Source organism: Martinezella lusitana, assembly GCF_014207095.1.
Lineage (GTDB): Bacteria > Pseudomonadota > Alphaproteobacteria > Rhizobiales > Rhizobiaceae > Rhizobium > Rhizobium lusitanum_B.
Map to the genome: position 1 here is coordinate 306,409 of NZ_JACHBG010000005.1, position 26,406 is coordinate 332,814.

Sequence of the window (26,406 nt, forward strand, 5' to 3'; positions counted from 1 at the left end):
TCGACTGATAAAAAGACGGCCGCTCGTCCCTCAAGGCGAGAGAGCCGGAACGAACATGAAAGGATAAAAAATGTTCGCAGTCATCAAGACCGGCGGTAAGCAGTACCGAGTGGCAGCAAACGACGTGCTGACCATCGAAAAGCTCGAAGTCACCGCCGGCGGCACCGTAGAATTCACCGAAGTCCTCGTTATCGGCGAAGGCGCCGACGCTGCGATTGGTGCTCCCTTCGTCAAGGGCGCTTCCGTCAAGGCCGAAGTGGTCGAGCACAACCGCGGCAAGAAGGTCATCGCCTTCAAGAAGCGCCGTCGTCAGAACTCGAAGCGTTCGCGCGGCCATCGCCAGCACCACACCGTTGTCCGCATCACGGACATCGTGGCTGCCAAGTAAGTAACGGGATCAGGGTTTAAAGGAGAACTCCAATGGCACACAAAAAAGCTGGCGGTTCCTCGCGCAACGGTCGCGATTCCGAATCCAAGCGCCTTGGCGTGAAGAAGTTCGGCGGCGAAGCCGTCATCGCAGGCAACATTATCGTGCGTCAGCGCGGCACGCAGTGGCATCCGGGTTCCAACGTTGGCCTCGGCAAGGATCACACGATTTTTGCGCTTACGGCGGGCAACGTGAACTACCGTACGAAGGCCAATGGCCGCGTGTACGTGTCTGTAATGCCGAAAGCGGAAGCAGCGGAATAAGCCGGTAGCGCTCTAAAACAGCCGGCGTCTCATCGACCCGGCTGAGCGCATCAGGTTCAGTCCAGAAAACAGGGGAGATGGGACGCCATCTCCCCTTTTTCTTTACCCTCAACCAAGGAGGACTGAACCATGCAAGGCGAATTGTTAAGGGAAGGCCAATCGAGGTCTCCCGAAGAGCGGCTGAGGCCGGAACGGTTAAGGACCGATTGCCCTGTCTTACTGTCGGAAAGGCTCGTTCTGCGCGCGCCCCACGAAGAAGACATTGACGCCCTTGCCCATCTCGCCAACAACGCCAATGTCGCTACTATGGTATCGCGTATGCCGCACCCGTATACGACCAATGATGCCGCCGATTTCGTGCGACGCACGAAGCTTGGCGAGATTGGCAAGTGCGTCTATGCGATTACGAAAGCCGACAACGGCGCCTTTCTAGGATGCTGCGGCGTCGAGCCGACGGCCGATCCGGATACCGTCGAGATCGGTTACTGGCTGGGCGAACCCTACTGGAACCAGGGCTATACGACGGAAGCCGCCCACGCGCTCGTCGACATGGTCTTCCGTACCCGTGAGAACGTCGCACAGATCGATGCTCGTTGCAGGGTCATGAACGTTGCCTCACGACGGGTCGTGCAGAAGTGCGGCTTCCAGTTCCAGGGGTCCGGTCTTGCCGCGTCGCTCGCACTCGGCAGCACCGTTCCGGTCGAATGGTACAGGCTCGATCGTAAGACCTGGATATCCTTGCGTAGCTGGGGAGGCATGAGATGAACGCGCTCGCCCTCAACCGCCGCAATGACAGGATGCTGATGCCCGGCCCGACGCCGGTCATCCAGACCGGACGGCTGACGCTGCGCCCACACCGGCTGAGCGACGCCGACATGATCGCGGAATCGCTTTCCGATTTCGCGGTCACCCGCATGCTGGCGAGGGTGCCCGCACCCTATGACCGGCAAGATGCGCTTGACTGGCTGGTGGAGCATACCTCCAGCCTCGGCATCGATTGGGAACTGGCCATCACCGAGCAGGATGATGCCCATATCGGCTGCGTCGGCATCGAACTTAGGCACGGCCGCTGGCATCTCGGCTACTGGCTGAACCGCTTCTACTGGCGGCACGGCATCATGAGCGAGGCTGTGAAGGCCGCGCTCGAACGCTTTGCCCGCCGCATGCCCGAAGTCGCCATCCATTCCGGCGTCTTCGCCGACAATCCGGCGTCGCTCAAGCTGCAGCAGAAGCTCGGCTTCGAGATCACCGGTTGCTCGGAGACTTACAGCTTTGCCCGCAACACCATGGTTCCGCACATCGAAACCGTGTTGAAGCCGGGTGCGCTACGGCTCTCGCAGGCGGCATAAAGCCTTGAAAACCCGCTATCGCCGGTCAGACCGGCGGTAGCGCCGCATCAATCGCGCTGTTCTTCACCTTATGACACGTGAACCGCACGATATTCTTTGACCTCGGCCCGTAGCGCCTATATCGAAGGCGACATGACGGGTAAACAGCCGGCCGATGCCTCCCCATGGATGCGCAGAGGACGGCGACAATTCGATAAAGAGCGCATAGGCTTTTCTAAATCCCATTCGATCCGAAGGGACGTGCGCCGACACCGGGTGACGACGTAAGATGAAATTTCTCGATGAAGCAAAAGTCTATATTCGCTCAGGCGACGGCGGCGCAGGCAGCGTCTCCTTCCGGCGCGAGAAGTTCATCGAATTCGGCGGGCCGGACGGCGGCGACGGCGGCCGCGGCGGCGATGTCTGGGTCGAGGCCGTCAACGGCCTCAACACGCTGATCGACTTTCGCTACCAGCAGCATTTCAAGGCCACGATCGGCATGCACGGCATGGGCAAAAACCGCGCCGGTGCCAAGGGCGCCGACGTGACGCTGAAGGTTCCCGTCGGCACGCAGATCTTTGAGGAAGACGGCGAAACCCTGATCTGCGATATCACGCAGGAAGGTCAGCGCTTTCGCCTGGCGCCCGGCGGCAATGGCGGCTTCGGCAATGCCTATTTCAAATCTTCGGTCAACCAAGCGCCTGACTGGGCCAATCCCGGCCTGCCCGGCGAGGAAAAGACCCTCTGGCTGCGGTTGAAGCTGATCGCCGATGCCGGTCTTGTCGGCCTGCCGAATGCCGGGAAGTCGACCTTCCTTGCTGCTGTCAGCCGCGCACGGCCGAAGATCGCCAACTATCCCTTCACGACGCTGCACCCCAATCTCGGGGTCGCCACCATCGACGGCCAGGAATTTGTGCTGGCCGACATTCCGGGTCTGATCGAGGGCGCGCATGAAGGCGTCGGCATCGGCGACCGCTTCCTCGGCCATGTCGAGCGCACCCGTGTGCTGCTGCATCTGGTCTCCGCCCAGGAAGAGAAGGTCGGCAAGGCCTACAAGACCGTTAAGCACGAGCTTGAGGCCTACGGCAACGACATCCCCGACAAACCGGAAATCGTCGCGCTATCGCAGATCGACGTGGTTGACGAGGAAACGCTGAAGAAGAAGGCTCGCGAGCTGGCTCGCGCCTGCGGCAGAACGCCCTTCCAGATTTCCGCCGTCACCGGTCGCGGTATGACCGAAGTGCTGCGCGCGCTGCGCGACGTCATCGTCGAAGCCAATTCAGGCGAAGCGGACAAGCCGGCAAAGGCCCCTAAGGTGCGGCACCGCGACATGCAGCTCTCCGACGACGCTGGTGAGGATGAAGACGAGGATCAGCAGGGATGACTGCCCGCAAGCCGCTCGACCGCTATCGCCGCATCGTCATCAAGATCGGCTCTGCTCTCCTGGTCGATCGCAAGACCGGCTTGAAGAAATCCTGGCTCGACGGCATGTGCGCCGACATAGCGGCGTTGAAGGCCAAGGGTATCGATGTCCTGGTCGTCTCCTCGGGCGCCATCGCCCTCGGCCGCTCCGTGCTCGACCTGCCCTCCGGCGCACTGAAGCTGGAGGAAAGCCAGGCGGCAGCGGCTGTGGGCCAGATCTCGCTGGCCCGCGCCTGGTCGGAAAGCCTGTCGCATGACGATATTGTCGCCGGTCAGATCCTGCTGACACTTGGCGACACCGAAGAGCGCCGCCGCTACCTGAATGCCCGCGCCACCATCAACCAGCTTCTGAAGATCGGCGCCGTGCCGATCATCAACGAGAACGATACGGTCGCGACGAGCGAAATCCGCTATGGCGACAATGATCGCCTCGCCGCGCGCGTCGCCACCATGACCGGCGCCGACCTTCTGGTGCTGCTGTCGGACATTGACGGACTCTATACCGCGCCGCCGCACCTCGATCCGCAGGCGAAGTTCCTCGATACGATCCCCGATATCACGCCCGAAATCGAAGCCATGGCCGGCGGCGCCGCTTCCGAACTGTCGCGCGGCGGCATGCGCACCAAGATCGATGCCGGCAAGATCGCGACCGGCGCTGGCTGCGCCATGATCATCGCTTCCGGCAAGACAGACCGTCCGCTGCACGCCATCGAAAGCGGCGCCCGCTCCTCCTGGTTCGCGCCATCAGGCACGCCCGTCACCGCCCGCAAGACCTGGATTGCCGGACAGCTGCAGCCGGCTGGCGAGTTGCATGTCGACGACGGTGCGGTCACGGCTCTAGGGGCCGGCAAAAGCCTTCTGCCGGCAGGCGTGCGGAAGGTTATCGGCCATTTCGGCCGCGGCGACACGGTTGCCGTCATCGGCCCTTCAGGTCGTGAAATTGCCCGTGGCCTTGCTGGCTATGATGCGGAAGAGGCCCGCCAGATCACCGGCCGCAAATCGGCAGAGATCGAGGCGATCCTCGGCTATGCCGGCCGCGCCGCCATGGTGCACCGCGACGACCTCGTCATGACCGCGTCCGTCAAGGCGAAGGCCGAGAAATCGAAGAAGGATGAAGCTCATGCTTGAAACTGTCGCACAAAGCCCCGACATCGATGCGCTGATGAATGACATCGGCCGCAAGGCTCGGGCTGCGTCGCGACCTCTAGCCTTTGCTTCGACTGACAGTAAGAACAAGGCGTTGAACGCCATGGCGGACGCCATTCTTGCTCATAAGGATCATATCCTCTCTGAAAACGCCAAGGACCTCAAGGATGTCGAGGGCACGGATATGCTCGCCTCCTTCGTCGATCGTCTGACGCTGAACGATAAGCGCATTGCCGAAATGGCCGAAGGCATTCGCGCCATTGCCGCGCTTAATGATCCAGTGGGTGAAGTCATCGCCGCCTGGGATCGACCGAACGGGTTGAAGATCGAGCGCGTCCGCACGCCGCTCGGCGTCATCGGCGTCATCTTCGAAAGCCGGCCGAACGTGACAGCCGATGCCGGTGCGCTCTGCCTGAAGGCCGGCAATGCCGTGATCCTGCGCTGCGGCAGCGATTCTCGCCGCTCCTCGCAGGCGATCCATGAGTGCCTTGTCGAAGGACTGAAGGCAGCCGGCCTGCCGGAACATTCAATCCAGCTCGTGCCCGTCAGCGATCGTGCCGCCGTCGGCGCCATGCTGCGTGGCCTTGAAGGCAATATCGACGTCATCGTGCCGCGCGGCGGCAAGAGCCTCGTCGGTCGCGTGCAGACCGAGGCCCGCGTACCGGTCTTTGCCCATCTGGAAGGCCTTTGCCACCTCTATATCGACGCCTCGGCCGATCTCGACATGGCGAAATCAATCGTCGTCAACGCCAAGATGCGCCGCACGGGCATCTGCGGTGCGGCCGAAACCCTGCTGGTCGATTCCAAGGTCGCCTCCACCCATCTGAAGCCGCTGCTTGACGGACTTGCCGCCGCTGGCTGCGAAATCCGCGGCTCCGCCGAAGTCCTCAAGCTTGAGCCCGGCGCAAAGGCGGCAACGGAAGAAGACTGGTCGACGGAATATCTGGCGCCGATCATCTCGGTCGCGCTGGTCGACGGCATTTCCGGCGCGATTGCTCATATCGGCAAATATTCGTCGAACCATACCGAAGCCGTGATCGCCGAAGACCCTGCGGTCGTCGAGCGCTTCTTCACCGAGATCGATTCGGCAATTCTGCTACACAATGCCTCGACGCAATTTGCCGATGGCGGCGAATTCGGCATGGGCGCAGAAATCGGCATCGCTACCGGCAAGATGCACGCCCGCGGGCCTGTTGGCGTCGAGCAACTCACCTCTTTCAAATATCGCGTGCGCGGCACCGGACAGATACGGCCCTAACGTGCTGACGGAAGAGGTCGATCAACGCTATCTGCGCATGCCCCATGCCGAGCGCGGCATGGTGGTCGGTCTTTTCGGCGGTTCGTTCAATCCGCCGCATCGCGGCCATGCGCTCGTGGCGGAGATCGCCCTGCGCCGGCTCGGCCTCGACCAGCTCTGGTGGATGGTGACGCCCGGCAACCCGCTGAAGAGCCGCAATCATCTGGCGCCGCTTGCCGAGCGCATCGCGCTTAGCGAGCAGATGCTTCACGATCCTCGCATCAAGGTGACGGCCTTCGAGCAGAGGCTGGGCATGAGTTATACGGCCAATACGCTCGCGCATGTGAAGGCGCGCAACAAGCATGTGCATTTCATCTGGATCATGGGCGCCGACAGCCTGAACACATTCCATCGCTGGCAGAAGTGGCAGGAAATCGCCCGCACCTTCCCGATCGCCGTCATCGACCGGCCGGGATCGACGCTCTCCTATCTCTCGGCCAAGATGGCCAAAACCTTCCACTATGCCCGCGTCGACGAAGACGACGCCCGCGTGCTCTGGAAGAAGCGCGCACCAGCCTGGACCTTCATTCACGGGCCACGCTCGGCGCTCAGCTCGACAGCCTTGCGCGCAGCGCAATAAAGCATTTCCAGGAAAAGTGCGCAGCGATTTTCCGTCCGGAATGCGCAAAAAACAAGAAGGCAGAGTTTTTCCGCGCCTCGAGGCAAAGCGCTGTCTGACTGATTTTTCGAGAAGATCGGAAAAATAAAAAGCCCGACGCGGGAGGAGGATGCGTCGGGCTTTAAACCTGATCAGCAACTGGGAGGAGGAGAGTTGCTGATCCATATCGAACGGCATTGGGAGGAGGAGATCGCCGCTTCGATACTTATGTTTTAGCAGATTTTACCGATTGATAAATGATTGATTGCGCAATGCAGCAATGCAGAATACGCATATCTTGAAAACATACTTGCCCAAAATTCGCTTCTTTTACCAGTCGCGTGCGGTCTGTGCCTCGACAATGACATCATGCGCCTGACGAGAAAGCCCTAAAATCCACGATTTATAACGTTACATCTCATTTCGTGAGCGTTCGCCAGACTTCTGGGCGAATAAAGCCATGCATTTTCGCAATACCAGAACAGATTTATATGCGTCGCAAAATAGAAAACCCATAAATTTCGTGGGGTTAGATAGCGATGGGGCGATATATTTTTCCGAACACATCCCTAGCCAAGTTTCGCGCATCGTTATATCTCTCGAAACATGTCGATATCTTTGGGGAGAAATAAGATGGCTACCAGCCGACGCCGATGGATCAAGCTTGCAACCGCCGCATTGTCAGCCGCATGGCTGGGGCTTTCGGTTACACCGACCTTTGCCGCCGACAAGATCGTCGTCTTCGCTGCCGCCAGCATGAAGAACGCGCTCGACAATGCCGATGCCGCCTTCACCAAGGAGACCGGCAAGGAAGTCACCGTCTCCTATGCGGCAAGCGGTCCGCTCGCCAAGCAGCTTGAAAATGGCGCACCGGCCGACATCTTCATTTCCGCCGACACCAACTGGATGGATTATGTCGCCGGCAAAAAGCTGATCAAGGACGACAGCCGCGTCAATCTTCTCGGCAACAAGCTCGTCCTCGTTGCCGCCAAGGACAAGGCAAAGCCCGTCGACATCAAGCATGGCTTCGACCTGGCTGCCCTGCTCGGCGATGGTCGTCTGGCGATCGGCCAGCCGGAATCGGTGCCGGCTGGCAAGTACGGCAAGACGGCGCTGGAAAAGCTCGGCGTATGGGCTTCGGTTGAAAAGAAGGTCGCCGGCGCCGAAAGCGTGCGTGCAGCACTCGCGCTGGTCTCGCGTGGCGAAGCACCCTTTGGCATCGTCTACCAGACCGATGTCTCGGCCGATCCGGGCGTCGCCGTCGTCGGCACCTTCCCGGCAGACAGCCACCCGCCGATCGTCTATCCGGTCGCCATCACCGCCAGCAGCAAGAACCCGAACGTGCAAGCCTATTTCGATTATCTGAAATCGGCTAAGGCTGTTCCCTTCTTCGAGCATGAGGGCTTCACAGTCCTGAAGCGATAAATTTCATCGCTGGAGCTTTTTTCGCATTTACGCAATTCAGGACGAAAAACTGCTATGCACTTTTCGCGGAATTGCTCCAGGTATCCGGGATAGGGAAAGAACCCAGGCTCGCCGGTTCATGGCGGGCCTGATTTGTTTCAAGAGGCAGGATTTGGACGTATTTGGGTTGAGCAGCGACGAATGGACGGCCATTGAGCTGAGCCTGCGCGTTTCTGTCGTCGCCATGCTGGTGAGCCTGCCCTTCGGCATTGGCGCGGCATATTTGCTCGCGCGTGGCCGCTTCTGGGGCAAATCGATCTTCAACGGCTTCATTCACCTGCCGCTGATCCTGCCGCCCGTCGTCACCGGCTTCATTCTTCTCATTCTCTTCGGCCGTAAGGGGCCGATCGGCGCGCTGTTCGAACAATATCTCGGCCTCGTCTTCTCGTTTCGCTGGACAGGAGCAGCACTTGCCTGCGGTGTGATGGGCTTTCCACTGATGGTGAGAAGCATCCGCCTGTCGATCGAGGCCGTCGACCGCAAGCTGGAAGAAGCCGCGGGTACGCTGGGCGCCAGTCCCCTCTGGACCTTCGTGACTGTGACATTGCCGCTGATCCTGCCTGGCATCATCGCCGGCATGATCCTCTCCTTCGCCAAGGCCATGGGCGAGTTCGGCGCCACCATCACCTTCGTCTCCAATATTCCCGGCGAGACGCAGACTTTGTCGTCGGCCATCTACACCTTCACCCAGGTTCCAGGCGGCGATGCCGGCGCCATGCGGCTCACCATCGTCGCCGTCATCATTTCCATGGCGGCCCTGCTCGCCTCGGAATTCCTGGCCTATCTCGCCGGCCGGAGGGTGGATTTCGAATGACGCTCACCGTCGATATCCGCCACCGCCTCGGCGCCTTCTCGCTCGAAGCCGCTTTTACCTCGGATGGCGGCGTGACGGCCCTTTTCGGACGCTCTGGCTCCGGCAAGACATCAATCGTCCGTATCATTGCCGGCCTCACCCGGCCAGATCACGGCCGGATCAGCCTATACGATACGGTGCTTGCGGATTCTGAGAAGCAGATCTTCATCCCCCGTCACCGCCGCCGCTTCGGCTACGTCTTTCAAGAGGCACGGCTGTTCCCGCACCTCTCGGTGCGCCAGAACCTCAATTACGGCCGCTGGTTTGCCCCCAAAAGCGAACGAAACGAGAGCTTTGACGGCGTAGTGGATCTGCTCGGCATTGCCGCGCTGCTCGATCGACGCCCGGCAAAACTCTCCGGCGGTGAGAAGCAGCGCGTCGCGATCGGCCGCGCCCTGCTCTCTTCCCCCCGCCTCCTGCTGATGGATGAGCCGCTTGCCGCGCTCGACGAAGCCCGTAAGGCGGAAATCCTTCCCTATCTCGAGCGGTTGCGCGACGAGACGAGGATCCCGATCATCTATGTCAGCCACTCGATCGCCGAAGTGGCGCGCCTCGCCAACCGCGTCGTCGTCATGCGCGACGGCAAGGTCGAGACGATCGGCGCCGCTGTCGATGTCTTCAGCCAACTATCGGGACCGCTGGCCGCCGACCGTCGCGAAGCAGGCGTGCTGCTGGAAGGCCGCGTGGAATCGATGGATGAGCGGCATCACCTGACAGTCGTTGCGCTGAAGGCGGCAAAACTCTTCGTCCCGGGTCAAGCGGCGGCTATCGGCAAGACGGTGCGCGTCCATATTCCCGCCCGCGACGTCATGCTGGCAACGACATGGCCGGAGGGCCTCAGCGCGCTCAACATTCTCGATGGCACGGTGCGTGACATCGGCATCGCCGCCGATGGAACTGCGGAGGTCAAGGTCGATTGCGGCGGCGATATCGTAACGGCCCGCATCACGCAGTTTTCGGCCGAGCGGCTGGGATTGAAGACCGGCCTGCCGATCCACGCCGTCATCAAGACGGTGGCACTGGAGCACTAGGACGGCTCAAGCCTTGTCAGGCAGCGCCTTCGCTGCGCTGCGATTGGCCTCGAGCCAGTCCAGATCGTCGGCGATAGCAGCACGCAACGTCGTTTCCATACTGCGAAAACGCCGAAGTAATTCCTCTCCGAACGGCGTCAAAGCAGCGCCACCGCCCTTCTGACCGCCGCGCTGCGACTCCACGACGGGCTCCCGAAACATATGGTTCAATTCGCTGATGAGCAACCACGCCCGGCGATAGGACATATCCATGGCGCGTCCAGCCGCCGAAATGGAGCCGGTCTCCTGAATATGCTCCAGAAGTTCCATTTTTCCGCGCCCAAGCCGGTCCTGCCCCGGAAAGCTGATGCGGAGGATGGGCTTCAAAGATGGTTGTGGGGCATCTGTCATGGCATCTACGGTGAATTGGTCTGTATATTCTATACGCGGGCTTCGTCCGGCTGTACATGCCGACGGGAAATGGACAAGCGAAAGCTGCAGCCTATCTGATCTTCAATGCAAAAGCGTTTCGCGCACGGGCAAGGAATGCGCGAACCTTCACCTTGCAGGATTGGAGAGGCAATGCCGGCCTATATCATTTCCGATGTCACGATCAGAGATGCCGAAGCCTTCGAGGCCTACCGGACACGCGCTGCCGCTTCCATCGCCCGATATGACGGACGTTATGTCGTTCGCGGCGGCTCGATCGAGCAATTGGAAGGCGATTGGCTGCCGCGGGCGATTGTGATCGTGGAGTTTCCGGATCTGGAACGTGCCAGAGCCTGGTATCGTTCGCCGGAGTACACGCACGCTCTGGAAGCGCGCGATCGGGCACTTAGCCGCAACCTCATTCTGGTCGACGGGGTGAGCCAGTAAGGCTGATTTCGGCCTTCGACGCAGATATTTACCTAGATCTGGTGCAAAACTGCCCAAATCGAACACAAATCCTTGTCTCAGCCCCCTCAAGACCACGGCTTGCGTCTTGAAACCTTTATACAATGATGCCTATCTTTGTAGCGTGATCGACTCAGATCGCGTATGTGCATGTTCTGTTACTCAAGGAAGGAAGAGCACTGACAACAGTACACGCCAAGGGAAGAACGCCTGTCGTTATCCCGAAGAGCCCGGAACGTGGCGCCGATGCCGCTGCCCGCGCCCTGCAAGCCGTCCTCGTAAGCCTCGAGGACTCCAAGGCCGAAAATATCGTCACCATCGACATTGCTGGCAAATCCGCACTCGGAGACTACATGGTCGTCGTCTCCGGTCGCTCGAGCCGCCATGTCCTGGCGATTGCCGACCATCTTATGACCGATCTCAAGGACGAGGGCTTCGGCAATGCCCGCGTCGAAGGTCTGGATGGCGGTGACTGGGTGTTGATCGACACCGGCGACATCATCATTCATGTCTTCCGTCCCGAGATTCGCGAGTTCTACAACATCGAAAAGATGTGGGCAGCACCCGATCTCGATGAAGGCACGCTGCACTAACAACCTTACGGTCCTTTCCCGGCCCCGGTTGGCAGCTTTGGATCGCCGGACATGATCGCCCGGCAAGAGTTTTGTTTTGTGCCGCCATAATGACGGATATGCTTGGGAGCGGGAATGCGGATAGGTCTTTTTGCGGTGGGACGGTTGAAGGCCGGCCCTGAAAAGGATCTTGCGGCTCGCTATCTCGACCGTTTCGCCAAGGCCGGGCCGGCCATCGGCCTCGAATTGGCGCGCATGACCGAGGTTGCCGAAAGCCGTGCTTCCAATAGCGAGACCCGCAAGCGCGAAGAGGCGGGCCTGCTGCAAAAGGCGCATCCGGAAGGCGGCGTCCTTATCCTTCTAGACGAACGCGGCAAGGCTTTGGACAGCGAAGCCTTCGCCGTCATGCTCGGCACGTTCCGCGATCAGGGCAAGCGCGACCTGACGATCGCGATCGGCGGCGCCGACGGTCTCGACCCCTCCCTTTACGACAAGGCCGACATGACCATATGCCTCGGCAAGCTCACCTGGCCGCATCAGCTGGTGCGCATTCTTATTGCCGAACAGCTCTACCGCGCCGTGACCATCCTCTCCGGCCATCCCTACCACCGGGTGTGACTGCCTAACGCAACGTCGAAAACAGTTTGGCTTTCGGGCTTTTTGCGTTAACGAAACGCTCACACAGGCGTGTTTTGATTCCCGCCTCAAAAGTGACGATGCTTCCCCGATGATCGCGGCAAATCAGCTTATTTTCGCGCGATCCGAAGGGACCAGGCCCGAACCGACTGGATGAGAAAAGCCCTGCCCATGCTCCCCCGCTTTCTGCTGCCCACCCTGGCGGCATGCCTGGGCGCGGGTATCTATGTCGCGGGGCCGCTGTCTCTCCGGGACATGGCCTTCGCGCAGGAAACCAGCGGCGGCGGGACACAAGCACCCGACGACCGCCCTTTGACCGGAGCATCGACGCCGGCGCAACCGGTTCCCGACCCTGCAGCCGAGCTTGCCCGCAAGCGGGATGAAACGCGCTCACAGCTCGAGCAATTGTCAAAGACGATCAATCTGTCTTCGGACAAGACAAAGGAGCTGGAAGACAGCATCGCTTCGCTCGACAAAAGCACGGCAAGCCTTCGTCAGGCGCTGATCGACAGCGCCGCCCGCCGCAAGGATCTGGATCGCAAGATCCAGCAAAGCGAAAAGACCCTGACAGACCTGGCAATCAAGGAGGACAAGATTCGCGCCTCGCTGCATGAGCGCCGCGCGCTGCTGGCCGAAGTTCTGGGCGCACTGGAGCGCATGGGCCGCAATCCGCCGCCGGCGCTGCTGGTGACGCCGGACGATGCACTCGCCTCGGTGCGCAGCGCCATCCTGCTCGGAGCCGTCGTGCCCGGGATGCGCAAGGAGACGGACCAGCTGATTGCCGACCTCACGAGCCTGAGCAAATTGCATGCCGACGCTGCAGCCGAAAAGGCCGACCTTACCACCACCATGACCAACGGTCTGGAGGAGGAGCGGCGCATGGACTTGCTGATCGCAGAGAACAACAAGCACAGCAAGGAAAATTCAGCCCAGCTCGAGGCCGAGCGCAAGCGGGCGGAGGAGCTGGCAGGCCAGGCAACAAGCCTGGAGGGCCTCGTCGCATCGCTCGAAAGCCAGATCGGCTCGGTTCGCGATGCGGCCGCCGCCGCCCGCGCGGAAGAAGCGCGGCGGGCACGGTTGACGGATCAGCAACGGGAGCAAGCAAAGGCACTGGCAGAAAGCGGCGTGCCCGATAAAAACCGCATTACGCCCGCATATGCCTTCTCCGACCTTAAGAAGAAGTTGGAGCTGCCCGTGGCGGGCGATACTCTCCGCCAGTTCGGCGACGACGACGGCACGGGCCACACGGCGATGGGATTGACCATCGCGACAGGCCCTAATGCGCTCATCACCGCTCCCGCCGATGGTACGGTCGTCTATGCCGGCGCGTTTCGCAGCTACGGCCAGATGATCATCCTGGATACGGGCGACGGCTATCACATGGTGCTGTCGGGCATGGACGCGATCAAGACGCGCCCCGGCAGATTTGTCTTCGCTGGCGAGCCGCTCGCAGCGATGGGCCAGAAAAGAGTCGCGAGTGCGACCGCATTGGCGCTGGAAACGGACCGGCCAACGCTTTACATTGAATTCCGAAAAGATGGGAAGCCGGTCGATTCTCGACCGTGGTGGACCTCCAAAGACACTGGAAAGGCACGCAATGATACGTAGGGCTTCTCTTGTTCTCGTCGGCGCATTGATGGGTGCGACGGCGATGGGCGTTATCTACACGGCGGTGGCGCCGGCCGAAGCCGCGGGAACGTCCACCTACAAGGAATTGTCGATTTTCGGCGACGTCTTTGAACGCGTTCGCGCCCAGTACGTGACGCCGCCCCAGGAAGACAAGCTGATCGAAGCCGCCATCAATGGCATGCTGACGTCGCTGGATCCGCATTCCAGCTACATGAATGCCAAGGATGCCGAAGACATGCGCACCCAGACCAAGGGTGAATTCGGCGGTCTCGGCATCGAAGTCACGATGGACAACGATCTCGTCAAGGTCATCACCCCGATCGACGATACGCCCGCCGCCAAGGCCGGCGTCCTTGCTGGCGACTACATCACCGCCATCGACGGCCAGTCGGTACGCGGCCTGAAGCTGGAAGATGCCGTCAACAAGATGAAGGGCGCGGTCAAGACTCCGGTCAAGCTGACCCTGATGCGCAAGGATGTCGACAAGCCGATCGAACTCACCATCGTTCGTGACGTGATCGCCATTGCTGCCGTCAAGTCGCGCGAGGAAGGCGGCAACGTCGGCTATATCCGCATCATCTCCTTCACGGAAAAGACGACACCGGATCTCGAAGCCGCTATCGCCAAGATCAAGAAGGATATCCCGGCCGACAAGCTCAAGGGCTATGTCCTCGACCTGCGCCTCAACCCGGGCGGTCTGCTCGACCAGGCGATCAATGTTGCCGACGACGTGCTGGAGCGTGGCGAGATCGTTTCGACCCGCGGCCGCAACCCGGACGAAACCCGCCGCTTCAATGCGACTCCGGGCGATCTGACGGACGGCAAGCCGATGATCGTGCTGATCAACGGCGGTTCGGCCTCGGCTTCGGAAATCGTTGCCGGCGCGCTTCAGGATCTGCGTCGCGCCACCGTGCTCGGCACGCAGTCCTTCGGCAAGGGCTCGGTCCAGACGATCATCCCGCTCGGCGACGGCAACGGTGCGCTTCGTCTGACGACGGCACTCTACTACACGCCGTCGGGCCGCTCGATCCAGGGCACCGGCATCACCCCCGACATCAAGGTCGACCAGCCGCTGCCGGACGACCTGAAGGGCAAGCTGACGTCTGAAGGCGAATCCAGCCTGCCGGGCCACATCAAGGGCCAGAGCGAAACGGACAAGGGCTCCGGCTCCTCGGCCTACATGCCGCCGGATCCGAAGGACGATATCCAGCTCAATTACGCGCTCGACCTGCTGCGCGGCAACAAGACCGATCCGGCCTTCCCGCCGAACCCTGAAAAGGCGGTTTCCTCCAAGTAAGGATAGGCGCCGGGCTGGAAACAGACCCGGCGCTTTTACTATGGGAGAGCGGAACCCGCGTATCGTTCCGCTCTCCTTGATCGAACAAGCGCGGCCTTGTTCCAGAACTGTTTCGATGATGTTTTGATAGTTTGAGCCTGGGCCAGGATTTTCCATTGCGGTAACCGCTGGAAAACGGAATGCTCGGAGCCGGAACAAATTCCCGCTTTGGGGTGGATACGGACTTTGGGAACGGATTTGCATGCACCGCTGGGACAGAACCGCGGCCCTGGCCGTCAGCGGAGATCCCCGCCCTTCGGGCGCATTCTCGGCGGCTTCTGTCTGATCACGATTGCCGGTTTCTCTCTTTACTCGGCGCTGATGCGCGACGATCTCAAGAAAACCCAACCGATCGAGACGGCCAAAAAGGAAGATGCAGCTCCGCCGGCCGGCGCCAAGCCGGCCGCCAGCGGCACGAGCAGCCTGACACAGGTCGACCCGCAATCGGGAGCCAATACCACACGTGTCGTCACCGATGACGGCTCGGTCGTCACCATGTTCAGCCCCAGCAATCGTGACGGCAATGGGCCGGTCCTGATCAACGCCAATCAGGTCGGCCAGGATCCCCGCATGGCGGCGACGCCAAATGATAGCCTGCTGGAGGATTCCCCCTTCGGCAAGCTGCCGATCGTAGGTCCAAGCGGCTTGAGACCGATGGATCAATATGCCCGACCCTGGTCCGGCGCCCGCGGTACGCGCGTCGCCATCGTCGTCAGCGGCCTCGGTCTCAGCCAGACGGGAACGCAGCGCGCCATCGAGAAACTGCCGGAAGAAATCACGCTCGCCTTCGCCGTCAGCGGTAACAGCCTGCAGCGCTGGATGCAGGACGCACGGCGCGGCGGCCATGAAATCCTCATCCAGGTTCCCTTCGAGCCCTTCGATTATCCCGGCAACAATCCGGGACCGGACACGTTGCTGACATCGCTGTCTGCTACGAAGAATGTCGATAACCTGCACAAGGCGATGGGCAAGATTACCAACTACACCGGCATCATGAACTATCTCGGTGGTCGCTTCCTCGCCAACCCCGGCGCGATGGAGCCGGTGCTGCGCGACATCGGCAAGCGCGGCCTGCTGTTCCTCGACGACGGCTCGTCGGCGCAATCCAAGTCCGGAACGCTCGCCAAGACGCTGGAGGTGCCACACGCCTTTGCCGACGTCCAGCTCGATGGTGAATTGCAGCAGGACGCGATCATGAGGAAGCTCGATGAGCTGGAGCGCATTGCCCGCCGCAACGGCTCGGCGATCGGCGTCGCTTCCGCTTTCGACGAGAGCGTCGACGCCATCAGCAAGTGGAGTGAAGAGGCCGCCATGCGCGGCATCGAAATCGTCGCGGTTTCGGCGCTTGCCAGCGACCCGAAACGCCCCTGATTCATTGGAGATATAGATGAGCAAGCCGCAAGCGCCCGTCCAAGCGTCCGTAAGAGCCGAAGACCTACCCTATCGCCCCTGCGTTGGCATCACGATCCTGAACCGGGACGGCCTGGTCTGGGCCGGCCGACGCATCCCCGACGGCAACTCCGAATATGATGGTTCGCCGCAGCTCTGGCAGATGCCGCAGGGCGGCATAGACGATGGCGAAGACCCGCTAAAGGCGGCCTACCGCGAACTCTATGAAGAAACCGGCATGAAGACGGTGACGCTGCTGGCGGAAGCCAAGGATTGGATCAATTACGATCTGCCGCCGCAGCTGATCGGTATCGGCCTTAGAGGAAAATATCGCGGCCAGACCCAGCGCTGGTTTGCCTTTCGCTTCGACGGCGACGAAAGCGAAATCGCCATCAACCCGCCGCCGGGCGGCCATGAACCCGAATTCGATGCCTGGGAATGGAAGCCGATGGCAACGCTGCCGGGGCTGATCGTTCCCTTCAAGCGCTCGGTCTATGACAAGGTCGTTGCCGAGTTCCAGCATCTGGCAGGCCTGAAGGCCGAAGACTGACAAAAAAAGACCGGCCGCCGGGAAGGGCGGCCGGATCTGTGATGGCAATTATTATTCTGCGGAATCCGCGGAGTCGGCGTTGAGCTGGCCGTACTTGGCCTCGCCGATCTTTCCGAGAAGCTCAAGCTGGGTTTCCAGGAAGTCGATATGGCCTTCCTCGTCCGCCAGCAGCTCTTCGAAGAGCTTCATCGAGACATAGTCGCCGGCATCGTGACAGATATCGCGTGACTTCTTGTAGGCGGTGCGGGCGTCGTATTCGCCTGCGAGATCGGCTTCAAGCACTTCCTTGACGTTCTGGCCGATGCGCAGCGGCGCCAGCGTCTGCAGGTTCGGATGGCCTTCGAGGAAGATGATGCGTGCAACGAGACGGTCGGCGTGCTGCATCTCTTCGATGGATTCGGCACGCTCTTTTTTGGCGAGCTTGGTGTAGCCCCAGTCCTCGAGGAGTCGGTAGTGAACCCAATATTGGTTAACTGCGCCAAGCTCGAGGAACAGCGCCTCGTTAAGCCGCTCGATGACTTTTTTGTCGCCTTTCAATGTCCGCTCTCCTGTTTTCTTCGTGGAATTTCTTCAGGCGGGACATGAAATCAAATATTTCAGCTTCCGTCGAGTGGCGACGGGCGTGATAATCCTCGGTTGTCTTAATAATGATATCAACCACATTCGGGAAACAGCCGCAGCAGCGACCGCGCTTCGACATGGCGTGATAAACTTTTGCCGGGACGATGAGCTGCCAACAGTCCTGATCGAGGAGTTCTGTGATGACCTCCCGGATTTCCTTGTCGGTGATGTAATTACAACTGCAAACCAGCATTCTTCGCTCAGCCCGTCAAACATGACATCCGCTGTCTTGTTATCTGCTAAAGAAGACGCCCTTTGTCAAGAAAGAAACGATTCGTTTTGATCCACCCAGGGGCAACCTGCCTTCCGCCCCTGAGAGGCGAAAGGCGGATTCCTAATGAAAATTGCGGCCCCGCGGCATGACTCTTGCGGTTTCCACACCATTGCTGCGGCCTTCCGCCGCTGCCGCAGCACCGGGCACAGGCGGCGATAAGACAGGTTTCTGCTTCTGCCTGTGATCCATGGTCGGACGCAGCGCTTCATCTGCGCGGTCGCTGACACCGAAGCGCCTTGCCTCGCGCTGGAGAATGCCGAGCGCCGGCGTCATGTCCTCGATATGATCGGCCACCACATGGATGACGCCGCTTTCGCTCTGCAGGCGCCCGCGGATCTTCACCAGCCGCGCCCCCATGACGATGGTGCGGTATTTCTCGAATTTCTTCGGCCAGACGATCGCATTGGCGACGCCCGTTTCGTCTTCCAGCGTCATGAAGATCACCCCATTGGCCGAGCCCGGCCGCTGGCGCACCAGCACCAGCCCGGCAACCGTCACCATCCGGCCGCTGGCGATATTGGACAGATCTCGGCTCTGCGCGATGCCCTGCCGCGCGAAATCGCCACGCAGGAAGGAAACCGGATGCGCCTTCAGCGACAGCGACAGATAGCGGTAATCCTCGATCACTTGCTCGCCGGGCAGCATTTCAGGCAGCGTAACCGCCGGCTCGACCTGCAGCTCCGTATGATCGCTGAGATCGAAGAGGGGAAGTTTTTCGGCAGCACTGCCGGCATCGAGCGCCCGCACCGCCCATAACGCGTCGCGTCGCGTAAGCCCGATAGAGCCGAACGCATCCGCATCCGCCAGACGCTCGATCTGCGCCTTGGCAAGCCCGGAGCGCAGCCAGAGATCACGCACGGACCGATAGCCATCGCCGCGGCGCGTGACAAGCAGTTCTATCTCCTTATCCGACAGACCTTTGACCTGCCGGAAGCCGAGACGGACGGCACATTGCGTCTTGATATCGTCGCGCATCGACGCGTGGCGCCGCTCGACCGCGCCCGGATCGAAACGCGCCTTCTCCAGCAGGCAATCCCAGCTCGAACGATTGACATCCACCGGCCGAACCTCGACGCCATGCTCGCGCGCATCGCGCACAAGCTGCGCCGGCGCATAAAAACCCATCGGCTGGGCATTGAGGATCGCCGCGCAGAAGACATCGGGATAATAAGTCTTGAGCCAGGAAGAGGCGTAAACGAGTAGCGCGAAGGACGCCGCATGGCTTTCGGGAAAGCCATATTCGCCGAAGCCTTCGATCTGGCTGAAGCAACGTTCGGCAAAATCTTGAGGGTAACCGTTTGCGGTCATGCCCGAGACCATGTCCTGCTTGAATTCATCCACCTTTCCTGTTCGCTTGAACGTCGCCATCGATCGACGCAGCCGATCAGCCTTGGCAGGCGAAAATCCAGCAGCCGTGATGGCGATCTGCATCGCTTGTTCCTGAAACAGAGGCACTCCCAAGGTTCTTTCCAAGACCGCCTTCAATTCCGGGCGGTGGTATTCAATCGGCCGGTTATGAAGGTCATCATCCCGCCGTTTGAGGTAAGGATGCACCATATTGCCCTGGATGGGGCCGGGTCGGACGATCGCCACCTCGATGACCAGATCATAGAATCTGCGAGGCCGCAGACGCGGCAGCATGCTCATCTGCGCCCGGCTTTCGATCTGGAAAACGCCGATCGTGTCAGCGCGGCAGATCATGTCATAGACTGGCTTGCCGTCCGGATATTCCTTACTCCCGAGATCGGCGAGTTCCTTCTTCACATCGTAATGCAGCAACAGCAGATCGAAGGCTTTGGCGAGACAGGTCAACATGCCAAGCGCAAGCACGTCGATCTTCAATATGTTGAGATTATCGAGATCGTCCTTGTTCCACTCGATCATGTAACGATCGTCCATCGCCGTATGCATGATCGGCACGACCTCATCCAGCCGATCCCGGGTAATGACGAAGCCGCCGACATGCTGGGTCAAATGCCGCGGAAACCCCATCAGCGTCGTGGCATAGGAAAGGACATTCCGCGTCGTCTTGTCCTTAAGATCGAGGCCGGCAATCTTCGCTTCGCGCTCGGACAGTTTCTCCGTCGACCAGCCCCAGACACCGCTTGCAAGGGCAGACTGCACATCCTCCGACAGACCGAAGGCCTTGGCCACTTCGCGGCCGGCCGAACGCGCCCGATAGCTGGTGACCGCCGCCGTCAGCCCGGCATGCTCCTTTTTGTAATGTCTGTAGATGAATTGGATGACCTCTTCACGTTTCTCGTGCTCGAAATCGACGTCGATATCAGGTGGCTCTTCTCGCTCCGTCGAGATGAAGCGCTCGAAGAGCAAGCTTGTTAGTTCGGGATTGACCTCGGTAATCCGGAGGCAATAGCAGACCGTCGAATTAGCGGCCGATCCCCGTCCCTGGCATAGGATATTCGCACTGCGGGCAAATTCCATGATCCGGTACACCGTCAGGAAATAAGGCTCATATTGCCGCTCCCGAATGAGCTTGAGTTCATGCTCGATCTGCATCGAGACCTTTGGCGGGATCTCATCAGGAAAGCGCGATCTCGCCCCCTCCCACGTCAACCGCTCCAGCGTCTCCGCAACAGTTTCGCCTTCAATGCTTTCATCGGGATAATTGTGCTTCAGCTCATCCAGCGAGAAAGAAAGCCGGTTAAAAAACTTCTGCGTATTGGCGATCGCTTTTGGATAATCCCTGAAAAGGCGCATCATTTCCGCCGCGCCCTTCATATAACGCTCGGCATTGGCCGCCAGTTTGAAGCCGGCCTCGGCAATCGGCACATGCTCGCGGATCGATACGACGATATCGGCAAGCGGTTTGCGCTCGGTCGCGTGATAGAGCGGCTGGTTGCTGGCAATCAGCCGCACGCCGTTGCGCAATGCGATGATGGAGAGCGTGGCGAAGACCAGCCGATCCCGGCCGTCATAGGCCGGCGACAGGACCATGTGGAATTTGCGGCCGAAACGGGCCCACAATCGCGCCAGGCATTGTTCCAGCTTTGCCTGCCCCTCCGGCGTCTCGACGCTATCAGCATCGGGAACGAGCGCCAGCATCATCTCGTCGCCCCACTCCATGAGGTCGCTTTCATGGAGAATGCAGGTGCCTTTCTCGCCCCATAGATTGCCGGCACTGAGCAGCCGGCAGAGATGCGCCCAGCCCTTGCGGTTTTGCGGATAGGCAAGAATGTCGGGCGTGCCATCCGAGAACACCAGACGGGCACCGGGTTGGAAAGGAACCGGCTTCAGGAGCGGCTTTTCCGGTTTTCCGTTGGCCCGGCATTCGAGGTTTTCCTTGATGGTCCTCTCATACTCCGCCCAGAGTACCTTGGTATGTGCATGCGCCTTGACCACGCCTGCAACCGAATTGCGGTCGGCAATCCCAAATCCGGAGAGCTTCAGGAGGGCGGCCTGTATTACCATCTCTTCCGGATGCGAAGCCCCCTCGAGAAAGGAGAAGTTCGTTCTCACCCCGATCTCGCAGAAGGGCACGGATTCGTGAAAACTCGGGCGCGCGTTCATGCGAAGACCCCATGCATGTACCAATCCGGTCCCGTTCCGCCCCGGCCATAAAGACCCTTGCGGAACAGCCAGAAGCGATGACCTTCTTCATCCTCGATCTGGAAATAGTCGCGGGCGGGCTCCTCCTTTTCCTCAAGCCACCATTCCGCCGAGAGCCGTTCCGGCCCCTCTGCCCGCTGCACCCGGTGCATGACGCGCCGCCAACGGAATTGCCGGGGAGGACCGTCAGGCACTTCGGCAGCGACGGTTTCGACCAGCTCCGGCGTGCGAAACAGCCGCAACGGCCGCTCGCTGCGGAAAAAACCGCGGCCGGCATGGTCGCTGCCCGTCCGTCTATGAGCGGCAAGCACATGCATGGCCGGCACCGGCCGGGAAGCCCGCTCGGGAATATGGCTCTGGCGCAGCTCGAACCCCTGGATGCAATCCGGTCCCAGCCGGGCGGCCACGCGATCGACAAAGGCGGCAAGCGAGCTATCTTGCCGGCCTTCGCCGACGAAATCGCCCTGCATTGCATCGAAGGCCGCATGCTGCAGCACGTTGAGACGGACGATCTCGAAACCATAGCCGACATCGAGATCGTCATGAATGGCGGTGAAGCGCTCCGTGAACAGCTTGGCGACCCGGCCCGGCTCCCGCAGCGGCTGCGATGCGCCGGCGGCAATGCGGAAGACCGCGCCATCGACCCGGAAGAGCAGAAGCTCGAAGGAACGGCCGCCGACACCGCGCGCCTCCAGTCCCGGCTTCAGCGCTTCGGCGAGCTGCCGGGCGAGCTCCAGAAGATCGGCTTCCGCTTGCACCGGCTCGGCCAGACGGCGCTCGGCCGACAATTGCGCGACCGGCCGGCGCGGCGAGATCGGCTCTTCGACGAGACCGACCGCCTGATCGAGCCGCAACAGCAGCTGCGCGCCGAAACGGCGGGCAAGCGGCGCACGCGGTGCAACCAGAAGATCGCCCACCTGCTTTAGGCCCATCTTCTGCAAGGCCGCAACGATCTCCTCGCCGAGCCTTAAGGAGGCCACCGGCAACGGCGCCAGGGCCTCTTCCATCGCCTCCGGGGGTACAACACGGCTGTCCTCGAAACGGGCGACTGCCCAGGACAGGCCGGGCGCGGAGGAAATGGCGCCGCGCACATCGAGCCCCAACCGGGAAATCCGGATCAAGACGTCCTCGAGCAGCGCCTCTTCGCCGCCGAAGAGATGAGCACAGCCGGTAATGTCGAGAAACAGACCGTCCTTGCCATCGATCGCCACTAGCGGCGTATAGCGATCGCACCAGTCGGCGATCGCTTCCAGAAGCTTGCGGTCCGCCGCCGGATCCTCCTCGACGATATCGAGGGTAGGGCAGATCGCCTTGGCTTCGGCCACGCCCTGGCCCGGCTTCAGGCCGATCATCTCTGCCCGCTCATTGAGCGCAGTCAGCCGCATGGCATTGTTGAACTTGCCGGCACAGACCAGCGGCGGCGTTTCAAGCCTGCCTGTCGAACGCCAGGACAGACCCCAGCGCTTGCGCGCGATGCGATCGGTCGGCAGATGCGGGAAGGTCAGCGCCAGAATGCGCTGCGTGTTCGCCGGGAAAGGCAGGGCATTGAATGTCGGAGACAGGGGCAAAGCGGCGGTCATGGGCATTCCACTCCAGGGTTATGGAAAGAGGCGCCGGGTTGCGGCTCTTTTCCAAGGTCAGACGAAAGGCCGGGTGACCGATGCTGCCGCCAAGCACCGATCCATCCGGCAGGGGCCGCGCCGGCGCCGGCGCGGGTTCGACGGAAAAGCGGAAGAGGGCGCTGCTCGCCTCCTCCTCGCCTCCCTGTCGCAACAGAAACAAGGGCCGCCCCGCCGCCTTGGCCCTCAACGCCAGCCGCCGGCTCTCGGTCAGACCGAAACGCGAGGGATTGCCGCGCACTTCCAGAATGACGACGGCAAAGGCCGCACTGCCAAGGGCCGCTTCCGCCAGCCAGAGCGCTTCCTCCAGCTTGCGTGGCGAAGCCTGCAGGAAGGCCGCCGGCTCCAACCCGAAATCTCTGAGACCGATGGCATAGGGCAGGCCAGCTTCCATCGTGGCGACCGTGTCGCCGATCCACAGGATCGGAGAGATGGCCGCGTCTGCGCTTAGCGCCTGCGCATGCAGCCGCGCGGCAAGCGCAAGGGCAAAGCCGCTGGCCGACCCGGCATCGCGCAGGCCGAGCGAGCGGATCTCCGTCAGCGCATCGAGCGGCAGACCGCCCTGCATCGCGGCATCGAGATCCTCGACCCCGGTCGCAAGAACAGGCTGCTCGGGCAGGGGCTTCACAAGACCTGCCCCCCGTGTAGCCGGCTTGTCCGCCAGCCTTTCATGCGCCGCTGCAGCCAGTGCCGGGATCGGCCTGCCTTCCAGTCTCGCAATGGTTTCACGCAGGGCAAAAAGCGTTTCCCGCGCCACGGCAGCCTCGGCCATGACGTTCACTCCATATTGGCAATGTTCCTGTTATGTTCTTATGGATTCCAGAGCTTGGTAAAAGAGTCAACACCATTTCATAAGAAAATATTCCTTCGCTTGAATCCGCTCTCGTAAAAGCTGCGCAAAGTCTCTATATGACCAGCCAAGGAAGGAAGCATTCATGGCTCGCATTGACCAGGGCGAGGATTGGCGGGACCGCCACGCGCCCTCAATCAGCACATTCGAATCTCTGGCTATGGAGGCTTATAGCCACCTGCCGGACGAATTTCGCTCGCTCACCGGCAACCTCATCATTCTCATCGAGGATTTTCCCGATGACGAGGTCTTCGAGGATATGGCGCTGGAAACCCCCTTCGACCTGCTCGGCCTTTTCGAGGGCCGCGGCATCTCTGAGCGTTTCACCGCCCAGACCGGGGATATGCCGAACAAGATCCGCCTCTACCGCCGGCCGATCATCGATTACTGGGCTGAAAACGAGGAAACCCTCGGCGACATCATCACCCATGTCCTGATCCACGAAATCGGCCACCATTTCGGCCTGAGCGACGAGGACATGGAGCGCATCGAGGCGAGCGCCGAGGAAGCGACGGATCGGTGAGGAATCCAGCTCACACTTGATCAATCTTTGCGAACTGGCATAGTGACTGTTGCATACCAAATATCCTTAAGGCTAATGCATTTATAATCGACAACATCCGTCACATCTACAAATACATCCTTAAGTATAGTTTTATCGACTCTATAGATTTCCGCATCGAACTCTTCGGCATCAACATGAATGACACCGAAGCGATTCATAATGGCATTGAGATCTTTCGAGAATCTCCTTTTGACGAAAGCAATAGGAATTGGTTCGCAAACGAAAGAAATTACTTCCTCGCCGTTGAATACCACTCCCCAATTTTCGACACCGTCTTCCCAATCCGTGCAGCCATCTGGCACCTTCTCTCCCAATGACGCCAATAGCGTTGAGAACAATATCTGGTTCCAGCTGCCCTTTAACTTGAGCGCATCGCGAAACGCATCTGAGATATCAATCAACTTGAAGCCTTGAAGACACGAATGGAGAGATGGCAAGATCAGCAGTCGATATTTGGCCGCTAATGCAGTTTCGATGGATTACTGCTCCGAAAGCTTCATGTCCGGATCGTAATCCTTGCCGGCCACGTCCTTGACGACGGCCTGGCCGCATTCCATCCGGCCGCTCGAGGCATTGAAGCCATAGGTCGGCGAGCCGTATAGTTCCCAGCCCTTGTTTAGCGCCGCGCTCACCTTGTGGCAGAAGGATGCGTCATCGGGGCCGGTGAGGAAGCGGTAGAGTTTCATCAAGGCATCTTTCTTGTTTGGCCAGACAATCCGACCATCAGGCGTCGGTGCGAGGCGCTACAACTGCGCCATGGCGCTGCTCGATCAGGCGAGCTTTATGGACGAGTCTCTCCGCCTGGACAAGGTGCAGCCGCTCCACCATCCGCCCGCCGAGGTTCACGACATTGAGAGTTTCGGCACCCGGTTCGGCAAAGGCTGATATGATGGCCTCGGCCTCGGCAATGGCGGCTTCATCGGGGCCGAAATGCCGGTTGGCGGCCTCGATCTGGTTCGGATGGATCAGCATCTTGCCGGCAAAGCCCATGCTGTGGCCCTGGCCGCATTCGGCCTCGAATTCCCCGGCATTCTTGAAGTCGTTGAAAACGCTGTCGATAGCCTCGAGCCCATAGGCGCTGACGGCCAGCACCACCTGCATCAGCCAGGGCACAAGATAACTGCGCCCCGGTTGCGGCGGCACGCCCGTTTCCTTCCTGAGGTCGTTGAGGCCGACGACGAAGCAATCGAGCCTGCTGCCCGCCGTGCGCCCGGCCTCGGCGATCGCAGCTGCATTCAGGATGCCGCGCGGCGTCTCGATCATCGCCCAGATACGTAAGTCTTCCGGCGCATCGGCTTCCGCAAGCCGGTCGCTGACGCCGGTCACGTCCTGCGGCTCGTCCACCTTCGGCAGCAGCACCGCATCCGGCTCCAGCTCCACGACCAGCGCCAGGTCGTCAGCGCCGAAATTGGAGGAAAGTGCATTGATGCGGATGATCCGCTCCCTACCTAGAAGCGGTGTCGCAGCGAAAAAGGCCCGCAAGTTCTCGCGTGCCTCCGCCTTCTTCTCCGGCGAGACGGAATCCTCGAGATCGAAGATGACTGCATCGCAATCGAGGCTCGAAAGCTTGTCCAGCGCACGGCGGTTGATGGCGGGAACGCTCAAGACCGAACGACGCAGGCGGGCGGGACGGGAAGGGGAAAATTCGCTCATAGTGCCGTTTTGCCGCGCTTTTAATCAGCAGGCAAGTCAACAAAAAGCCATGCTCCTCTTGCAGATGACAGAGATGAGGACCACATTGCTGTGAGTAGAGAGGTCTCGACCATGCAAAATATCCGTTCCGTGTTCATTGCGCTTGCCGGTATCACCGTCTTCGCAGCTATGGCGCTGTTCACTGTTTCGCTGACGCTCGCTGTCGGTGGCATCCTGACCGTGCTCATGGCCGCCCGCGCGATTTCGCTGCGCATGAAGCCGGCACCGGTGCATGCCAAGGCGAAGACGAACAGCCAGCGCGAAATGCGCATCTGGAACGACGGTCGCGGCACGATCATCGATCTCTGAGGTCGAAGGCAGGGTAGGGCGGCCTGCTATGCCTGCCGCCGAATCCGCTTGCCCGATTAAGGCCTGTCCTGCCGGGCTGGCGCGGCCAAAGCGCC

The 26,406-nt window shown here is 60.6% G+C and carries 28 protein-coding genes and 1 pseudogene; 20 read left to right on the forward strand and 9 right to left on the reverse strand.

The window, feature by feature from the left end; genetic code table 11:
- Positions 1-70: 70 nt before the first annotated feature.
- The 11 genes from rplU (at position 71) to modC (ending at position 9,829) form a co-directional block, all read left to right on the forward strand.
- Complete coding sequence (rplU, locus tag GGD46_RS14105; RefSeq protein WP_004127263.1) at positions 71-388, forward strand: 50S ribosomal protein L21; 318 nt, start codon at positions 71-73, stop codon at positions 386-388.
- A gap of 32 nt (positions 389-420) precedes the next feature.
- Positions 421-690: a 50S ribosomal protein L27 gene (rpmA, locus tag GGD46_RS14110; RefSeq protein WP_004127267.1), complete on the forward strand. Its 270-nt coding sequence runs from the start codon at positions 421-423 to the stop codon at positions 688-690.
- A 129-nt stretch (positions 691-819) separates the two neighbouring features.
- A complete protein-coding gene (locus GGD46_RS14115; protein WP_184704804.1) occupies positions 820-1,455 on the forward strand; it encodes a GNAT family N-acetyltransferase in 636 nt (211 codons plus the stop codon).
- On the forward strand, positions 1,452-2,039 hold the full coding sequence (locus tag GGD46_RS14120) for a GNAT family N-acetyltransferase (RefSeq protein ID WP_184704806.1): 588 nt from the start codon (positions 1,452-1,454) through the stop codon (positions 2,037-2,039). The genes GGD46_RS14115 and GGD46_RS14120 overlap by 4 nt, the downstream gene beginning before the upstream one ends.
- Positions 2,040-2,307: 268 nt before the next feature.
- On the forward strand, positions 2,308-3,402 hold the full coding sequence (gene obgE, locus GGD46_RS14125) for a GTPase ObgE (RefSeq protein ID WP_184704808.1): 1,095 nt from the start codon (positions 2,308-2,310) through the stop codon (positions 3,400-3,402).
- Entirely contained in the window at positions 3,399-4,568 is a 1,170-nt protein-coding gene (proB, locus tag GGD46_RS14130; RefSeq protein ID WP_184704810.1) for a glutamate 5-kinase, read from the forward strand. Before obgE ends, proB begins: the two co-directional genes overlap by 4 nt.
- Positions 4,561-5,844 (forward strand): glutamate-5-semialdehyde dehydrogenase, encoded by a 1,284-nt coding sequence (locus GGD46_RS14135; RefSeq protein ID WP_184704812.1) that lies wholly within the window; start codon positions 4,561-4,563, stop codon positions 5,842-5,844. Before proB ends, GGD46_RS14135 begins: the two co-directional genes overlap by 8 nt.
- 37 nt (positions 5,845-5,881) lie before the next feature.
- On the forward strand, positions 5,882-6,463 hold the full coding sequence (locus GGD46_RS14140; RefSeq protein WP_246806311.1) for a nicotinate-nucleotide adenylyltransferase: 582 nt from the start codon (positions 5,882-5,884) through the stop codon (positions 6,461-6,463).
- A gap of 651 nt (positions 6,464-7,114) precedes the next feature.
- Positions 7,115-7,906, forward strand: a complete 792-nt coding sequence (gene modA, locus GGD46_RS14145; protein WP_184704816.1) for a molybdate ABC transporter substrate-binding protein — start codon at positions 7,115-7,117, stop codon at positions 7,904-7,906.
- A 151-nt stretch (positions 7,907-8,057) separates the two neighbouring features.
- Complete coding sequence (gene modB, locus GGD46_RS14150; RefSeq protein ID WP_184704818.1) at positions 8,058-8,759, forward strand: molybdate ABC transporter permease subunit; 702 nt, start codon at positions 8,058-8,060, stop codon at positions 8,757-8,759.
- Positions 8,756-9,829: a molybdenum ABC transporter ATP-binding protein gene (gene modC, locus GGD46_RS14155; protein WP_184704820.1), complete on the forward strand. Its 1,074-nt coding sequence runs from the start codon at positions 8,756-8,758 to the stop codon at positions 9,827-9,829. Before modB ends, modC begins: the two co-directional genes overlap by 4 nt.
- Positions 9,830-9,835: 6 nt before the next feature.
- Here the strand turns inward: modC and GGD46_RS14160 are convergent, their stop codons facing one another.
- Positions 9,836-10,219 (reverse strand): winged helix-turn-helix domain-containing protein, encoded by a 384-nt coding sequence (locus tag GGD46_RS14160; protein ID WP_184704822.1) that lies wholly within the window; start codon positions 10,217-10,219, stop codon positions 9,836-9,838.
- 171 nt (positions 10,220-10,390) lie between these two features.
- Between GGD46_RS14160 and GGD46_RS14165 the strand changes: the two genes are divergently transcribed.
- The 7 genes and pseudogenes from GGD46_RS14165 to GGD46_RS14195 all read left to right on the forward strand — a co-directional run bounded on the left by GGD46_RS14165 (position 10,391) and on the right by GGD46_RS14195 (position 16,814).
- Positions 10,391-10,684 carry a DUF1330 domain-containing protein gene (locus GGD46_RS14165; protein ID WP_184704824.1) on the forward strand — a complete coding sequence of 98 codons (294 nt, stop codon included), beginning with the start codon at positions 10,391-10,393 and terminating at the stop codon, positions 10,682-10,684.
- 168 nt (positions 10,685-10,852) lie between these two features.
- Positions 10,853-11,295: pseudogene (gene rsfS / locus GGD46_RS14170) on the forward strand (ribosome silencing factor).
- Between the two features lie 114 nt (positions 11,296-11,409).
- The gene (rlmH, locus tag GGD46_RS14175) at positions 11,410-11,892 is read left to right on the forward strand and encodes a 23S rRNA (pseudouridine(1915)-N(3))-methyltransferase RlmH (protein ID WP_184704828.1); all 483 of its coding nucleotides are present in this window, start codon (positions 11,410-11,412) and stop codon (positions 11,890-11,892) included.
- 189 nt (positions 11,893-12,081) lie between these two features.
- Positions 12,082-13,518 (forward strand): murein hydrolase activator EnvC, encoded by a 1,437-nt coding sequence (locus tag GGD46_RS14180; RefSeq protein WP_246806298.1) that lies wholly within the window; start codon positions 12,082-12,084, stop codon positions 13,516-13,518.
- Complete coding sequence (locus tag GGD46_RS14185; RefSeq protein WP_184704832.1) at positions 13,508-14,836, forward strand: S41 family peptidase; 1,329 nt, start codon at positions 13,508-13,510, stop codon at positions 14,834-14,836. Before GGD46_RS14180 ends, GGD46_RS14185 begins: the two co-directional genes overlap by 11 nt.
- A 225-nt stretch (positions 14,837-15,061) precedes the next feature.
- Positions 15,062-16,246 (forward strand): divergent polysaccharide deacetylase family protein, encoded by a 1,185-nt coding sequence (locus GGD46_RS14190; RefSeq protein ID WP_184704834.1) that lies wholly within the window; start codon positions 15,062-15,064, stop codon positions 16,244-16,246.
- Positions 16,247-16,262: 16 nt separating this feature from the next.
- Complete coding sequence (locus tag GGD46_RS14195) at positions 16,263-16,814, forward strand: RNA pyrophosphohydrolase (RefSeq protein WP_184704836.1); 552 nt, start codon at positions 16,263-16,265, stop codon at positions 16,812-16,814.
- Between the two features lie 51 nt (positions 16,815-16,865).
- Here the strand turns inward: GGD46_RS14195 and bfr are convergent, their stop codons facing one another.
- The 5 genes from bfr to GGD46_RS33785 form a co-directional block, all read right to left on the reverse strand.
- Positions 16,866-17,351, reverse strand: a complete 486-nt coding sequence (gene bfr / locus GGD46_RS14200; protein ID WP_069611399.1) for a bacterioferritin — start codon at positions 17,349-17,351, stop codon at positions 16,866-16,868.
- Complete coding sequence (locus GGD46_RS14205; protein ID WP_184704838.1) at positions 17,317-17,628, reverse strand: bacterioferritin-associated ferredoxin; 312 nt, start codon at positions 17,626-17,628, stop codon at positions 17,317-17,319. Before GGD46_RS14205 ends, bfr begins: the two co-directional genes overlap by 35 nt.
- A 141-nt stretch (positions 17,629-17,769) precedes the next feature.
- The gene (locus tag GGD46_RS14210; RefSeq protein WP_184704840.1) at positions 17,770-21,237 is read right to left on the reverse strand and encodes an error-prone DNA polymerase; all 3,468 of its coding nucleotides are present in this window, start codon (positions 21,235-21,237) and stop codon (positions 17,770-17,772) included.
- Complete coding sequence (locus GGD46_RS14215) at positions 21,234-22,661, reverse strand: Y-family DNA polymerase (protein ID WP_246806312.1); 1,428 nt, start codon at positions 22,659-22,661, stop codon at positions 21,234-21,236. The genes GGD46_RS14210 and GGD46_RS14215 overlap by 4 nt, the downstream gene beginning before the upstream one ends.
- Before the next feature lie 40 nt (positions 22,662-22,701).
- Positions 22,702-23,667: an ImuA family protein gene (locus GGD46_RS33785; protein WP_246806299.1), complete on the reverse strand. Its 966-nt coding sequence runs from the start codon at positions 23,665-23,667 to the stop codon at positions 22,702-22,704.
- 163 nt (positions 23,668-23,830) lie between these two features.
- On the opposite strand from GGD46_RS33785, the gene GGD46_RS14220 reads away from it, so the two are divergent.
- On the forward strand, positions 23,831-24,268 hold the full coding sequence (locus GGD46_RS14220) for a metallopeptidase family protein (protein WP_184704845.1): 438 nt from the start codon (positions 23,831-23,833) through the stop codon (positions 24,266-24,268).
- A gap of 20 nt (positions 24,269-24,288) precedes the next feature.
- Here the strand turns inward: GGD46_RS14220 and GGD46_RS14225 are convergent, their stop codons facing one another.
- From GGD46_RS14225 to GGD46_RS14235, 3 genes are all read right to left on the reverse strand, one after another.
- Complete coding sequence (locus GGD46_RS14225) at positions 24,289-24,711, reverse strand: hypothetical protein (RefSeq protein ID WP_184704847.1); 423 nt, start codon at positions 24,709-24,711, stop codon at positions 24,289-24,291.
- A gap of 78 nt (positions 24,712-24,789) precedes the next feature.
- Complete coding sequence (locus GGD46_RS14230; RefSeq protein ID WP_184704849.1) at positions 24,790-24,996, reverse strand: DUF1737 domain-containing protein; 207 nt, start codon at positions 24,994-24,996, stop codon at positions 24,790-24,792.
- Positions 24,997-25,033: 37 nt separating this feature from the next.
- Positions 25,034-25,963 carry a CoA ester lyase gene (locus tag GGD46_RS14235; RefSeq protein WP_184704851.1) on the reverse strand — a complete coding sequence of 310 codons (930 nt, stop codon included), beginning with the start codon at positions 25,961-25,963 and terminating at the stop codon, positions 25,034-25,036.
- Between the two features lie 111 nt (positions 25,964-26,074).
- On the opposite strand from GGD46_RS14235, the gene GGD46_RS14240 reads away from it, so the two are divergent.
- A complete protein-coding gene (locus GGD46_RS14240) occupies positions 26,075-26,311 on the forward strand; it encodes a hypothetical protein (protein WP_184704853.1) in 237 nt (78 codons plus the stop codon).
- The last annotated feature ends 95 nt before the right edge of the window (positions 26,312-26,406 follow it).

Bases quoted from the DNA above. Each gene is read 5' to 3' on its own strand.
- GGD46_RS14230 (WP_184704849.1), bottom strand. From the start codon at position 24,996: ATGAAACTCTACCGCTTCCTCACCGGCCCCGATGACGCATCCTTCTGC.
- GGD46_RS14120 (WP_184704806.1), top strand. From the start codon at position 1,452: ATGAACGCGCTCGCCCTCAACCGCCGCAATGACAGGATGCTGATGCCC.
- rplU (WP_004127263.1), top strand. From the start codon at position 71: ATGTTCGCAGTCATCAAGACCGGCGGTAAGCAGTACCGAGTGGCAGCA.
- modC (WP_184704820.1), top strand. From the start codon at position 8,756: ATGACGCTCACCGTCGATATCCGCCACCGCCTCGGCGCCTTCTCGCTC.
- GGD46_RS14140 (WP_246806311.1), top strand. From the start codon at position 5,882: ATGCCCCATGCCGAGCGCGGCATGGTGGTCGGTCTTTTCGGCGGTTCG.
- GGD46_RS14185 (WP_184704832.1), top strand. From the start codon at position 13,508: ATGATACGTAGGGCTTCTCTTGTTCTCGTCGGCGCATTGATGGGTGCG.
- proB (WP_184704810.1), top strand. From the start codon at position 3,399: ATGACTGCCCGCAAGCCGCTCGACCGCTATCGCCGCATCGTCATCAAG.
- GGD46_RS14180 (WP_246806298.1), top strand. From the start codon at position 12,082: ATGCTCCCCCGCTTTCTGCTGCCCACCCTGGCGGCATGCCTGGGCGCG.
- GGD46_RS14165 (WP_184704824.1), top strand. From the start codon at position 10,391: ATGCCGGCCTATATCATTTCCGATGTCACGATCAGAGATGCCGAAGCC.
- GGD46_RS14205 (WP_184704838.1), bottom strand. From the start codon at position 17,628: ATGCTGGTTTGCAGTTGTAATTACATCACCGACAAGGAAATCCGGGAG.
- obgE (WP_184704808.1), top strand. From the start codon at position 2,308: ATGAAATTTCTCGATGAAGCAAAAGTCTATATTCGCTCAGGCGACGGC.
- GGD46_RS33785 (WP_246806299.1), bottom strand. From the start codon at position 23,667: ATGGCCGAGGCTGCCGTGGCGCGGGAAACGCTTTTTGCCCTGCGTGAA.
- GGD46_RS14240 (WP_184704853.1), top strand. From the start codon at position 26,075: ATGCAAAATATCCGTTCCGTGTTCATTGCGCTTGCCGGTATCACCGTC.
- rlmH (WP_184704828.1), top strand. From the start codon at position 11,410: ATGCGGATAGGTCTTTTTGCGGTGGGACGGTTGAAGGCCGGCCCTGAA.
- GGD46_RS14215 (WP_246806312.1), bottom strand. From the start codon at position 22,661: ATGCGGCTGACTGCGCTCAATGAGCGGGCAGAGATGATCGGCCTGAAG.
- GGD46_RS14135 (WP_184704812.1), top strand. From the start codon at position 4,561: ATGCTTGAAACTGTCGCACAAAGCCCCGACATCGATGCGCTGATGAAT.
- GGD46_RS14210 (WP_184704840.1), bottom strand. From the start codon at position 21,237: ATGAACGCGCGCCCGAGTTTTCACGAATCCGTGCCCTTCTGCGAGATC.
- GGD46_RS14235 (WP_184704851.1), bottom strand. From the start codon at position 25,963: ATGAGCGAATTTTCCCCTTCCCGTCCCGCCCGCCTGCGTCGTTCGGTC.
- GGD46_RS14220 (WP_184704845.1), top strand. From the start codon at position 23,831: ATGGCTCGCATTGACCAGGGCGAGGATTGGCGGGACCGCCACGCGCCC.
- GGD46_RS14160 (WP_184704822.1), bottom strand. From the start codon at position 10,219: ATGACAGATGCCCCACAACCATCTTTGAAGCCCATCCTCCGCATCAGC.
- modA (WP_184704816.1), top strand. From the start codon at position 7,115: ATGGCTACCAGCCGACGCCGATGGATCAAGCTTGCAACCGCCGCATTG.
- GGD46_RS14115 (WP_184704804.1), top strand. From the start codon at position 820: ATGCAAGGCGAATTGTTAAGGGAAGGCCAATCGAGGTCTCCCGAAGAG.
- rpmA (WP_004127267.1), top strand. From the start codon at position 421: ATGGCACACAAAAAAGCTGGCGGTTCCTCGCGCAACGGTCGCGATTCC.
- GGD46_RS14195 (WP_184704836.1), top strand. From the start codon at position 16,263: ATGAGCAAGCCGCAAGCGCCCGTCCAAGCGTCCGTAAGAGCCGAAGAC.